The following is an 11,732-nucleotide window of genomic DNA, read 5'->3' as shown; positions in this document are numbered from 1 at the left end:
TATCTAAGCTGTGCGCATGTCATCCGCTCCCCCCTTGAAGCAGCCACCCGCCGCCGACCGTGTCTACATGCACGTCAAGCAAGCCGTTCTCGACCGGCGCTACGAGGGAGGCACCCTCCTCACCGAGGGGGAGCTCGCGCAGGCCGTCGGGGTGTCGCGGACGCCCGTCCGCGAGGCGCTGCTCAAGCTGGAGATGGAAGGGCTGCTCAAGCTCTACCCGAAGAAGGGCGCCCTCGTCCTCGCCGTCTCCGCGCAGGAGATCGCCGACGTCGTCGAGACCCGGCTCCTCGTCGAGGAGTTCGCCGTCCGCCGGGCCGTGCCCGCGCCCGCCGCGCTCGTCGCGCGGCTCGAAGAGCTCCTGGAGGAGCAGAAGCGGCACGCCGAGACCGGGGACCTGGCCGAGGTCGCCGCCACCGACCGCTGCTTCCACGCCGAGATCGTCCGCCACGCCGGCAACCAGATCCTCTCCCGCCTCTACGACCAGCTCCGCGACCGCCAGCTCCGCATGGGCGTCGCCGTGATGCAGTCCCAGCCCGACCGGGTCGCCAAGAACATCGCCGAGCACGCCGAGATCCTCGACCGGATCCGCGCCGGCGACGTCGAGGGCGCGGCCCACTGCGTCCGCGCGCACCTCAGCTGGGTCAAGGTCCTGGTCCGGGGCGAGGCCCGGTGAACACCTCGTACGGCTCCGCCGTCACCCTCCCCTGCGACCCGCCCGGCGGCCGCCGCGCCGTCCTCGTCTGGGGCGTCGGCGTCGCCGTCTACTTCGTCGCCGTCATCTTCCGTACGTCCCTGGGCGTCGCCGGCCTCGACGCCGCCGAGCGCTTCGACGTCAACGCCTCGGCGCTGTCCACGTTCTCCATCCTCCAGCTGCTCGTCTACGCCGGCATGCAGATACCCGTCGGCCTCATGGTCGACCGGCTCGGCACCAAGAAGGTGCTCGCCCTCGGCGTCGTCCTCTTCACCATCGGCCAGCTCGGCTTCGCGCTCTCCCCGTCGTACGGCACCGCGCTCGCGTCCCGCGCGCTCCTCGGCTGCGGCGACGCGATGACCTTCATCAGCGTGCTCCGGCTCGGCACCCGCTGGTTCCCCGCCCGCCGCGGCCCGCTCATCGGCCAGGTCGCCGCCCTCTTCGGCATGGCCGGCAACCTCGTCTCGACCGTCTTCATCGCCCGCGCCCTGCACGGCCTCGGCTGGACGACCACCTTCGTCGGCAGCTCCCTCGCGGGCGTCCTCGTCCTCGTCCTGCTGCTGCTCTTCCTCAGGGACCACCCCGAGGGACACGAGCCCCAGCCCGTCGCGCACGCGGGCGCCGCGTCCGTCCGCCGCCAGATCGCCGAGTCCTGGCGCGAGCCCGGCACCCGCCTCGGCATGTGGGTCCACTTCACGACCCAGTTCCCCGCGATGGTGTTCCTGCTCCTCTGGGGACTGCCGTACCTCGTCGAGGCACAGGGCCTGTCCCGGGGCACCGCCGGCGAGCTGCTCACCCTGATCGTGCTCTCGAACATGGTCGTCGGCCTCGCGTACGGGCAGATCATCGCCCGCCACCACAAGGCCCGCGCGCCCCTCGCCCTCGGCACGGTCGCGGCCACCGCGCTGCTGTGGGCGGCCACCCTCGCGTACCCCGGCGACCACGCCCCGATATGGCTGCTGATCAGTCTGTGCGTCGTCCTCGGGGCCTGCGGACCGGCCTCGATGATCGGCTTCGACTTCGCCCGCCCGGCCAATCCGCCGGAGCGTCAGGGCACCGCGTCCGGGATCGTCAACATGGGCGGTTTCGTCGCCTCGATGACGACGCTCCTGGCCGTGGGCGTGCTGCTCGACGCGACCGGCGACAACTACCGGATCGCGTTCTCGTCCGTCTTCGTCCTGGAGGCGTTCGGCGTCGCGCAGATCCTCCGCCTCAAGTCCCGTACCCACCGCAGGGAACGGGAACGGCTCGTGGCGAGCCGCGTGGAGGCGGTGCACGTCCCGGCCTAGGCCCGGACGACGAGGTCGGTCAGGGCGTCACGGGGTCACGGCGAAGTGGTCGAGGATCGCGCGGGCCAGGGCCTCGTCGCCCTCGATCCGCACCCGGTCGGCCACGTCGGCCGGCCGGACCCGGCCGCACGCGAGCCGGACGTACGTCTCCCAGTCCGTCGCCAGCGACACCGCGGGACCCAGCGAGGGCGCGCCGTCGATCGAACCCCGGCCGTCCGCGTCGACCCGTACCGTCCGCAGGAACTCCACCGGGCCGGTCACGTCGAGCACGACCGCCGAGTTCGGGGGCGCTCCGGCGTCCTTGGCGACCACCTTCGGCAGCGCCGACAGGAGGACGTCGCGGGTGACGTGCGCCCCGGCCGAGTCCAGGTTGCCCGGGACGCCGAGCGCGGCCCGCAGGTCCTGCTCGTGCACCCACACGTCGAAGGCGCGCATCCGGTAGGCCAGTTCGAGGGTCTGCTCGGCGCCGAGGGGCGCGCGGATCACGTGCTCGGGGGAGCGGGTCTCGTTGCGGAGCTGCCGGGCCCGGCGGATGAGGATGTACTCCAGTTCCGAGGTCATCTCCGGCGCGGTGTGGTGCCGCCGCACATCGACCTGGACCTCCATGTAGCGCGCGAAGTCACCGCGTACGTGGTAGAGATCGCGCGGCAGGGAGTGGATCGGGCGAGGGTCGCCGAGTATCTCCGTCTCCATCCCGATGACGTGCGAGACGATGTCCCGCACCGACCAGCCGATGCACGGGGTCGGCCGGTTCCATTCGCCCTCCACGAGCGGCTGCACCAGCTCGGCTATCGCTTCGATGGAGTGGGTCCAGGCGTCGGCGTAGTTCTGGAGGCTGGGATGGACGGTCACGGGACCCCTCGGCGGTTCTTCGGTGCGCGGGCTGAAACACGACTGCGGGCTGAAAACACGACTGGGCGGGCGGCTCGAACGCTAAGTTACGCTGCCCGAAGGCACCCCGGCAGTGCTTTCGTGTGACGATCGTAGGCCGGAGTTGACGGCTCGAATGCCAGGACGGTGGTAGTGTGCGCGCCTCGCTGATCCAGATCGCGGTAGACCCGGACGAACCGGTCGACGCCCGTCGCGCCCGTGTGGCGGAGCTCGTACGGGCGGAATCCGGCCAGGCGGAGCTCGTCGTCCTGCCGGAGCTGTGGACGGTCGGCGCGTTCGCGTCCGACCTCTTCGCCGCCGAGTCCGAGCCGCTGAACGGGCCCACGCACGCGGCGATGGCGGCGGCCGCGCGCGACGCCGGGGTCTGGCTGCACGCCGGCTCCTTCGTCGAGGCCGAGGGCGGCGCGCTCTACAACACCTCGCTCGTCCTCTCGCCCGACGGCGAACTCGCCGCGTCCTACCGGAAGATCCACCGCTTCGGGTTCGACAAGGGCGAGGCGGTGATGATGGCCGCGGGCGAGGACCTCGTCACGGTCGATCTGCCGCACCTCACGCTCGGCGTCGGCACCTGCTACGACCTGCGCTTCCCCGAGCTCTTCCGGGGTCTCGTCGACGCGGGCGCCCAGGCCTTCGTCCTCCCGGCCGGCTGGCCGGCCGCCCGCCGGGGACACTGGACGCTCCTGGCGCGGGCCCGCGCGGTCGAGAACCAGGCGTACGTCCTCGCCTGCGGCACGGCGGGCACCCACGCGGGCGTCGAGCAGGCCGGTCACTCGATCGTCGTCGATCCGTGGGGCGAGGTGCTCGCGGAGGCGGGCCCGGGGGAGGAGATCCTGCGGGTCGTCCTCGACCCGGAGAAGGTCACGACGGTCCGCGACCAGTTCCCGGCCCTGAAGGACCGCGTCCTGGGCGTGGCGACCCCGCGCCGCGCCCGGGCCTGACCCGCGCCGCTCACGGGCCTACCCACCGCGGTTCTTCAGTACTGCGACTCGGTCCAGAAGTGGGTGGCGCGGGACAGGCCCGCCCGCACCGCCCCCAGCCGCGTCAGCGGGGAGCGGTCGACGCCCGCGAAGACGAGGGCGAGGGAGAGGTCCCCGGCCTCCGCGCGGCCGACGGCCCGCACGGAGAGCTTCCGGCCGCTGCCGCGCCCGGTCTCGCGGACGGTGATCGTGACGCCCGGGTCCTCGTCGTCGGCGGCACGCGTCAGCACGTAACCCCGCTTGTCGAGGGCGGCGAGCCGGTAGCGGTCGCCCGCGTACCGCATCTCCAGCGCGCGCTGGCCGAGCGTGGTGCCGAAGCGGTTCCGCGTCACGTACACCACGCGGTCGCCGACCCGCAGCGTCGACCGGTTCAGACCGGGCAGCCGCATCCCCTCGACGTGCGCCCCGCGCGCCTCGAAGGAGGCGGTGGGGAGCAGTCCGCCGCGTGTCTCGGAGACGAGGGACTCGGGAGCCGTACGGGGGAGGGGGCAGGTGAGCGTGATCTCGCCGAACTCCGGGGAGACGCCCCTCCATCCGGCGCGGTAGTCGTGCCGCCCGCCCTCTTTCCACGCGGTGAGGTCGAAGGGCGCGAGAGAGGTGTGCATCCGCCAATCCAACGAAATTGGCTCTGGGAAAAGCAAGGTCCTTTGCCAGACTCGGCTCATGAACTCTCCGCGTCCTGAAACCCTCGCTGTCCACCCGCCCGTCGTCGAGGTGGTCGGCAGCACGCCGATCGGCGTGCCGCTGCACCAGGCGCACGTCTTCTCCTTCGACTCGGCCGACGCCCTCGCCACCGCGTTCACGTCGGCGGACGCGTTCCTCTACAGCCGCACCGGCAACCCCACCGTCCGCACGCTGGAGGACGCCGTCGCGCGCCTCGAAGGCGGGGCCGCGGGGCTGTCGTTCGCCTCCGGGATGGGCGCGATCAACGGGGTGCTGCTCGCGATGCTCGGCAGCGGCGGGCACGTCGTCGCGCAGACCTGCCTGTACGGGGGGACGTACGCGGTGCTCAGCGACCTCGCCGCGCGCTGGGGCGTCGACGTGACCTACGTGTCGGGCACCGACCCGGAGGAGGTGCGGGCCGCGCTGCGGCCCGAGACCCGGATGCTCTACCTGGAGACCATCGCCAACCCGACGACCCGGGTCTCGGACATCCCCGCGCTCGCCGCCGTGGCCGCCGAGGCGGGGGTGCCGGTCGTCGTCGACAACACCTTCGCGTCGCCGCTGCTCTTCCGGCCGCTGGACCACGGCGCCGACGTCGTCGTCCACTCGGCCACCAAGTACCTCTCGGGCCACGGGGACGTCCTCGGCGGTGTCGCCGTCTTCAAGGACGCCGAACTGTTCCGCGAGGTCCGCCGCCACACGGTCGAACAGGGCGCGTCCACGGACCCGTTCGCCGCCTGGCTGACCCTGCGGGGGATGCAGACGCTGTCGCTGCGGGTCGCGCGCCAGTGCGCGAACGCGGCCGAGCTGGCGGCGCGGCTCGAAGCGCACCCGGCGGTCGAGGCCGCCCGCCACCCCGCCCTGGCCAGCCACCCGGACCGGGCGATCGCCGAGCGGCTGCTGCCGGACGGGGGCGGCGGCGTGATCTCGATCGACGTCGCGGGCGGCCGCGAGGGGGGCCGCGCGTTCGTCGAGGCGGTACGGGTGGCCTCGCTCAGCGTCTCGCTCGGCGACGTGAAGACCCTGGTCATGCACCCGGCGTCCACCTCGCACCACCAGCTGGACGCGGAGGCCCTCGCGGCGGCCGGCATCGGCCCGGGGACGGTCAGGATCTCGGTGGGCATCGAGCACGTCGAGGACCTGTGGGAGGACCTGGAGCAGGCCCTCACGAAGGCAGCCGGATAACCGCGGCTCAGTCCTCCCGCTCCGCCATCCGGATCACGCACACGGCCACCGCCACCAGCAGCGCCGCGTCCGCGTCCTCCCGGATCACGTCCACGGCGTACGTGTCGCGGACGCGGAGCCACTTCCGGGAGATGTGGGCCAGGAGTTCGCCCTCGTACTCGACGGTGAACTCCCGGTCCAGAATCCGCCCGCTGACGTCCAGTTCGGTGCCGTCGACCAGCGTCACGCGGTAGTGGTTGCGCAGGAGGGAGAGCCGCTTGCGGCGGATGGTCGCGAGCGGCCGGTCGTCGCGTTCGAGGGTCATGGCGTCGCGCAGGCTGAAGACCTTCTGGCGCAGGGTGATGAGCACCTGCCCGTCGGGGCCCTTCAGCTCCAGGGTGTCGCGCAGCCGCATGGCCTTGCCGTCGACGAGGAAGGCGTGGCGGCCGTCCTCGTCCTCGATCCAGTAGTCGTCACCGATCGCGAAAATCTTGTCCCGTACGAGATACTTCATGGTGGTATGCCTGCCCCCTGGGTCGATGTTTCATGTGAAACATCAGGCGAAATAGCGGACGAACGCGTCCGGTGTGGCGCCGAGCATCTCGCCGAAGGGCGCGTCCAGTTGGTGGATCAGGAGCACGGTGAAGGCGATGAAGCCGGAGAGGCCCATCACCATCACCACATGGGTGGTGCTCCGTTTGATCCCGAAGAGGAACATGAACGCGAGCGTCAGCGCACCGCCGATGAGCAGCCCGGTCCACAGCACGGGGGAGAGCCGCTCCTGCGCGGCCGCCTCCCGTCCGCGCCGGGCGTCGTCGACGTAGCCGAGCTGGGCGAGGACCTCCTGGGAGGCGATCTGCGCGGAGACGTTGTCGGGGTCGGTGACCGTGCTCGCCCGCCGGAGCTGTTCGAGCATGGTCCAGCCCTCCTGGCCGAGCGGTTCGCGCTCGGCCATGGCCGGCCACTCGACGTCGACGACGTGCCCGGCGTACGTCTTGGCCGCCTCGCGCAGCGACGTCCGCTGGTCGGCCGGGAAGGCGTCGGCGAGCAGGTACGTCTGGTGGAGGGCGCTGGCCTCGGCCTGGACGTGGTCGGAGGCCGAGGCGCGGGTGTCCCAGACGGAGACGAGGCAGAGGCCGAGGACGACGGCGTAGAGGACCGAGACCATCATGGCGATGTACTCGGCGACGTCCTCGCGGGGCTCCTCGTCCTCGGCGACGGGGAAGAGCTTCGTCTTGGCGAAGACCGAGACGGCGGCGACGAGCGAGACGCCGAGGACGACGACGAGCGTTTCGAGAAGGGCCACGGTCAGCTCCGCCGGTTGCCGAGAAGGGCAGCGGCGATGGCCGCGGGGATGAGGATGAGCAGCAGGATGACGACGACGCCGAGCTCCCGCCCCTCCTGGCTCCGCCGTCGCAGCCGTCCGAGGAACCCCTCGTCGTCGAGCGCGGCGGCCCGCCGCGCGGCCTCCCGTTCCCGGCCGACCGGCGGGGGCACGGTGGTCTCCCTCTTCTCCGGTACGGGAAGCGGCGCGGCCTGTACGGCGCTTGCGACGGGAGGCTCCATCGCCCCGGCCGCCCCGGGCCCCGCGACCACCGCCCCACCGGCGACACCCGCGACGCCGGGGACCGCCGGCGCACCCGCCACCCCGGCCGCCGGGGCCGCAGGGGCCGCAGGGGCGACCGCCCCGCCCCCGGGAACGGCCGTCCCCGCAGCGGCCGTCCCCGGAACGGCCGGCTGCCCGGGCACCGCCCGACCCCCGGGAGCACCGGGAAGCCCCGGCCTCGGGGGCCCGGGCCGTGCGGGGACGGGGGCGGGGGCCGGCCGGGGCGGCGGAGGCCCCACGAGGGTGAACACGGCCGAGGACCGGGCGGTCAGGGTGGGCGCGGGCAGCGCCTGCCCCCCGGCCCCGTACGTCCGGACGCGGTCGCTGCCGGAGGCGACCCCCGTGCTGCGATGGGTCCCGTAGGGCCGCCGCACGGTCGCGGTGCACCGGGCGGAGGCGCCGGGGGCGAGCAGCGGGACGACCCGGCCGGTGCCGCCGCAGGACGCGGCGACCTTCAGCGCGGCGTCCTCGACGCGGACGCGGTGCACGCCCCGGTTCCCGAGGTTGGTCACGGTGTAGGTGACGGTGGCGACCCCCGCGCTCCGGGCCCCCCGGCCCGACCCGCCGCTCCGGGCGCCTCCCGCCACCACGACCCGCTCGGAGAGCCGCAGCCCGCCGAGGACCCCCGCGTACCCGCTCGTGGTGGTCGCCTTGACCCGCCGCCGCAGCGAAGGGACCTCCCCCTCCGCCCGTACCGGGGCCCGGTGCTCCCCGCCCAGGGCCCGGAACCGGGCGACGCACACCAGGTCCCCGAGCGCGGCGAGCGTGCGTCCGGCGCAGCGCACGGCCCCCCGGGGCACCGCGGGATCGACGACCCGGACCCCGTACAGATGGGCCTCGCCGCGGTTGAGGAGCCGGTACCGCTTCACGACCTCCGCCCCGACCCGTACGGCGGGCGGCCGGGTGGCGCTGTCCGCGCGCCCGTTGACGGTGACGACGACCTTCAGGGCGGAGTCCCCGACCCCGCCCGCGACGGCGGACGGGGGCAGGACGGCGCCCCCGGCCGCGAGCCCGACGGCCGCGAGTCCCACGGCGACGGATGCCACTCCACGGGAGTAATAGTCGGAAGATCTGCCCGCAATCGTCATGCGGGCATGCTGACCACCCTCCTCCCCGCGGCCCCGCGCCAACACGCTCCCCCTCCCCACCCGGCCCACGCATTCCACCCGTACGGCACCCTTGACCCATGACCGACTCCGCATCCGCGCCCACTCCGCGCCGCGCCCGTGTCCGTGCCCCCGAACTGATCGGCAAGGGCGGCTGGCTGAACACGGGAGGAGACGACCTGACCCTCGCCGACCTGCGAGGGAAGATCGTCCTGCTCGACTTCTGGACCTTCTGCTGCGTGAACTGCCTGCACGTCCTCGACGAGCTGCGCGACCTGGAGGAGAAGCACCGGGACACGCTCGTCATCGTCGGCGTGCACTCGCCGAAGTTCGTGCACGAGGCGGAGCACCAGGCCGTCGTGGACGCCGTCGAGCGGTACGAGGTGCACCACCCCGTCCTCGACGACCCGGAGCTCGCGACCTGGAAGCAGTACGCGGTGCGGGCGTGGCCGACGCTGGTCGTGATCGACCCCGAGGGGTACGTCGTCGCGCAGCACGCCGGTGAGGGGCACGCCAACGCGATCCGGACGCTCGTCGAGGAGCTGGAGGCCGAGCACGAGGCCAAGGGGACGCTGCGGCGCGGGGACGGGCCGTACGTGCCGCCGGAGCCCGTCGCCACCGACCTCCGCTTCCCCGGCAAGGCGGTCCTGCTGCCCACCGGCAACTTCCTCGTCTCCGACACCACCCGCCACACGCTCGTCGAGCTGGCCGCCGACGGCGAGACCGTCGTGCGACGGATCGGCGAGGGCGTCTTCCGGGAGCCGCAGGGGCTCGCGCAGCTGCCCGACGGGCGGATCGTGGTCGCCGACACGGTGAACCACTCCCTGCGGACGTACGACCCGGAGACCGGGGAGATCACCCGCGTCGCCGGCACCGGGAAGCAGTGGTGGCAGGGGTCCCCGACCTCCGGCCCCGCCCTCGACGTGGACCTGTCCTCGCCGTGGGACGTGGCCTGGTGGCAGGGCAGGGTGTGGATCGCGATGGCCGGTGTCCACCAGCTGTGGACGTACGACCCCGGGAGCGGGACCGTCGAGGTCGCCGCCGGCACGACCAACGAGGGGCTCGTCGACGGGCCCGCCGCCGAGGCCTGGTTCGCGCAGCCCTCCGGGCTCGCCGCGACCGAGGACCGGCTGTGGATCGCCGACTCCGAGACCAGCGCCGTCCGCTGGATCGACACGGACGGCACCGTCCACACCGCCGTCGGCACCGGCCTCTTCGACTTCGGTCACCGCGACGGCGCGGCCGGTCAGGCCCTGCTCCAGCACCCGCTGGGCGTCACCGCCCTCCCGGACGGCTCGGTGGCGGTCTCCGACACGTACAACCACGCCCTGCGCCGCTACGACCCCGCCACCGGCGAGGTCACCACCCTCGCGACCGACCTGCGCGAGCCGAGCGACGCCGTGCTCGTCGGCGACGACATCGTGGTCGTCGAGTCGGCCCGCCACCGGCTGACCCGGCTCCGGCTTCCCGAGGAGGCCGTCCAGGTCGAGTCCGCCGCGTACCGCACCCAGCGCGAGGCCACCGAGGTCGCCCCCGGCCGCCTCCGCCTCGACGTCGTCTTCCAGGCCCCGACCGGGCAGAAGCTCGACGACCGGTACGGGCCCTCGACCCGGCTGCTCGTCTCCGCCACCCCGCCCGAGCTGCTCGTCGGCGGGGAGGGGACCGGGACGGACCTCTTCCGCGAGCTGGAGCTCAACCCCGAGCTCACCGAAGGCGTGCTGCACGTGTCGGCGATGGCCGCGTCCTGCGACGACGACCCCGCCAACGAGTACCCCGCCTGCCACGTCCACCAGCAGGACTGGGGCGTCCCGGTGAGGATCACGGAGACGGGCACGGCCCGCCTCCCGCTGATCCTCGCCGGAATGGACGCCACCCCGTAAGGGGCCGTTCCTGGAGAGGGTCGTTCCTGGAGGGGGTCAGCCCTCCAGGAACGCCACCAGGGCGTTCGCCAGGAGGTACGGGTCGTCGGAGCCGCAGAGCTCACGGGCGCTGTGCATCGAGAGGATCGCGACGCCGATGTCGACCGTCTGGATGCCGTGGCGGGCGGCCGTGATCGGGCCGATCGTGGTGCCGCAGGGCATGTCGTTGTTGGAGACGAACGACTGCCACGGCACGCCCGCCTTCTCGCAGGCGGCGGCGAAGACGGCCCGGCCGCTGCCGTCGGTGGCGTAGCGCTGGTTGACGTTGACCTTGAGGATCGGGCCGCCGTTGACGCGCGGGTGGTGCGTCGGGTCGTGGCGCTCCGCGTAGTTGGGGTGCACGGCGTGGCCCGTGTCGGAGGAGAGGCAGATCGTGCCGGCGTAGGCGCGGGCCCGGTCCTCGTACGAGCCGCCGCGGGCGTAGACCGAGCGCTCCAGGACGTTGCCGAGCAGCGGGCCCTGGGCGCCGGTGTCGGCCTCCGAGCCGTTCTCCTCGTGGTCGAAGGCGGCGAGGACCGGGATGTACGGGAGGTCGTCGCGGCCCGCGAGGGAGGCGAGCGCGGCGACACCGGCGTGGACGGAGAGCAGGTTGTCCATGCGCGGGCCCGCGAGGAGCTCGCGGTCGCGGCCCAGGTAGGCCGGGGCCTCGACGGCGTGGACCATCAGGTCCCAGCCGGAGACGTCCTCGGGGTCGACGCCCGCCTCGCCCGCGACGAACTCGATCAGGTCGCCCTCGTGGACGTCGCCGAGGCCCCACACGGGCTGCATGTGGCGCTGGCGCTCCAGCTTCAGGCCGTCGTTGGCGGACCGGTCCAGGTGGATCGCGAGCTGCGGGACGCGCAGCAGCGGCCGGTCGACGTTGACCAGGCGGTGGCTGCCGTCGCGGAGGGTCAGGCGGCCGGCGAGGCCGAGGTCGCGGTCGAGCCAGGTGTTGAGGAGGGTTCCGCCGTAGATCTCGACGGCGACCTGGCGCCAGCCCTGCGTGCCCATGTCGGGGCGGGGCTTCACGCGCAGGTTGGGGGAGTCGGTGTGCGCGCCGACGATGCGGTACGGGGTGTGGGCGCTCGCGCCCTCGGGGACGTACCAGGCGATGATCGCGCCGCCGCGCGTCAGGAACTTCCCGCCGGACGTCCCGTCCCAGGCCGCCGTCTCCTCGACGCGGCGGAATCCGGCCTTCTCCAGGCGCTCGGCGGCGTTCGCCACCGCGTGGTACGCCGACGGGGAAGCCGTCAGGAAGGACATCAGGTCATCGGTGTGACCTCGGTCGAAGGGGCCGGCCGTGGGGCGGGAAGCTGCGCTGCTCATGGGATCACCTTAATCAGAGGCGTACGAGGGCGGTCGGTGCGCCCGGACAGCGCAAACGGCCCGCCCCCCTCCCCGGGAGCGAGCCGTTCGTCTGGCGGATCGAGGCGCGTGCGTCCGTGGA

11 protein-coding genes are annotated in these 11,732 nt (G+C 73.3%); 5 read left to right on the top strand and 6 right to left on the bottom strand.

Annotated features, from left to right (window positions below; genetic code table 11):
- Positions 1 to 16 precede the first annotated feature (16 nt).
- On the top strand, positions 17 to 673 hold the full coding sequence (locus ACFC0Z_RS20145) for a GntR family transcriptional regulator (RefSeq protein ID WP_376439581.1): 657 nt from the start codon (positions 17 to 19) through the stop codon (positions 671 to 673).
- Positions 670 to 1,980 (top strand): nitrate/nitrite transporter, encoded by a 1,311-nt coding sequence (locus ACFC0Z_RS20140; RefSeq protein WP_376439578.1) that lies wholly within the window; start codon positions 670 to 672, stop codon positions 1,978 to 1,980. The genes ACFC0Z_RS20145 and ACFC0Z_RS20140 overlap by 4 nt, the downstream gene beginning before the upstream one ends.
- 27 nt (positions 1,981 to 2,007) lie before the next feature.
- Here the strand turns inward: ACFC0Z_RS20140 and ACFC0Z_RS20135 are convergent, their stop codons facing one another.
- Positions 2,008 to 2,832, bottom strand: coding sequence for a maleylpyruvate isomerase family mycothiol-dependent enzyme (locus ACFC0Z_RS20135; RefSeq protein WP_376439576.1), 825 nt, complete (start codon positions 2,830 to 2,832; stop codon positions 2,008 to 2,010).
- 173 nt (positions 2,833 to 3,005) lie between these two features.
- Between ACFC0Z_RS20135 and ACFC0Z_RS20130 the strand changes: the two genes are divergently transcribed.
- Positions 3,006 to 3,809: a carbon-nitrogen family hydrolase gene (locus ACFC0Z_RS20130; protein WP_376439573.1), complete on the top strand. Its 804-nt coding sequence runs from the start codon at positions 3,006 to 3,008 to the stop codon at positions 3,807 to 3,809.
- A 35-nt stretch (positions 3,810 to 3,844) separates the two neighbouring features.
- On the opposite strand, the gene ACFC0Z_RS20125 is transcribed toward ACFC0Z_RS20130, so the two are convergent.
- Positions 3,845 to 4,453 carry a hypothetical protein gene (locus ACFC0Z_RS20125; RefSeq protein WP_376439571.1) on the bottom strand — a complete coding sequence of 203 codons (609 nt, stop codon included), beginning with the start codon at positions 4,451 to 4,453 and terminating at the stop codon, positions 3,845 to 3,847.
- Between the two features lie 58 nt (positions 4,454 to 4,511).
- Between ACFC0Z_RS20125 and ACFC0Z_RS20120 the strand changes: the two genes are divergently transcribed.
- Positions 4,512 to 5,696, top strand: a complete 1,185-nt coding sequence (locus ACFC0Z_RS20120) for a trans-sulfuration enzyme family protein (RefSeq protein WP_376439568.1) — start codon at positions 4,512 to 4,514, stop codon at positions 5,694 to 5,696.
- 7 nt (positions 5,697 to 5,703) lie between these two features.
- On the opposite strand, the gene ACFC0Z_RS20115 is transcribed toward ACFC0Z_RS20120, so the two are convergent.
- The 3 genes from ACFC0Z_RS20115 to ACFC0Z_RS20105 are packed head-to-tail and all read right to left on the bottom strand — an operon-like array spanning position 5,704 to position 8,327.
- Complete coding sequence (locus ACFC0Z_RS20115) at positions 5,704 to 6,189, bottom strand: LURP-one-related/scramblase family protein (protein ID WP_376439565.1); 486 nt, start codon at positions 6,187 to 6,189, stop codon at positions 5,704 to 5,706.
- Between the two features lie 42 nt (positions 6,190 to 6,231).
- Positions 6,232 to 6,981, bottom strand: coding sequence for a hypothetical protein (locus ACFC0Z_RS20110; RefSeq protein WP_376439563.1), 750 nt, complete (start codon positions 6,979 to 6,981; stop codon positions 6,232 to 6,234).
- A 2-nt stretch (positions 6,982 to 6,983) separates the two neighbouring features.
- Positions 6,984 to 8,327 (bottom strand): hypothetical protein, encoded by a 1,344-nt coding sequence (locus ACFC0Z_RS20105; RefSeq protein WP_376439560.1) that lies wholly within the window; start codon positions 8,325 to 8,327, stop codon positions 6,984 to 6,986.
- Between the two features lie 140 nt (positions 8,328 to 8,467).
- Between ACFC0Z_RS20105 and ACFC0Z_RS20100 the strand changes: the two genes are divergently transcribed.
- Positions 8,468 to 10,267 carry an NHL domain-containing thioredoxin family protein gene (locus ACFC0Z_RS20100; protein WP_376439558.1) on the top strand — a complete coding sequence of 600 codons (1,800 nt, stop codon included), beginning with the start codon at positions 8,468 to 8,470 and terminating at the stop codon, positions 10,265 to 10,267.
- A gap of 36 nt (positions 10,268 to 10,303) precedes the next feature.
- On the opposite strand, the gene ACFC0Z_RS20095 is transcribed toward ACFC0Z_RS20100, so the two are convergent.
- A complete protein-coding gene (locus ACFC0Z_RS20095) occupies positions 10,304 to 11,611 on the bottom strand; it encodes a M18 family aminopeptidase (RefSeq protein ID WP_376439555.1) in 1,308 nt (435 codons plus the stop codon).
- Between the last annotated feature and the right edge of the window lie 121 nt (positions 11,612 to 11,732).

This window comes from Streptomyces sp. NPDC056144 (genome assembly GCF_042264145.1).
GTDB lineage: Bacteria > Actinomycetota > Actinomycetes > Streptomycetales > Streptomycetaceae > Streptomyces.
Note: the sequence above shows the minus strand (reverse complement) of the source record. Positions and strands in the feature narration are given on the sequence as shown.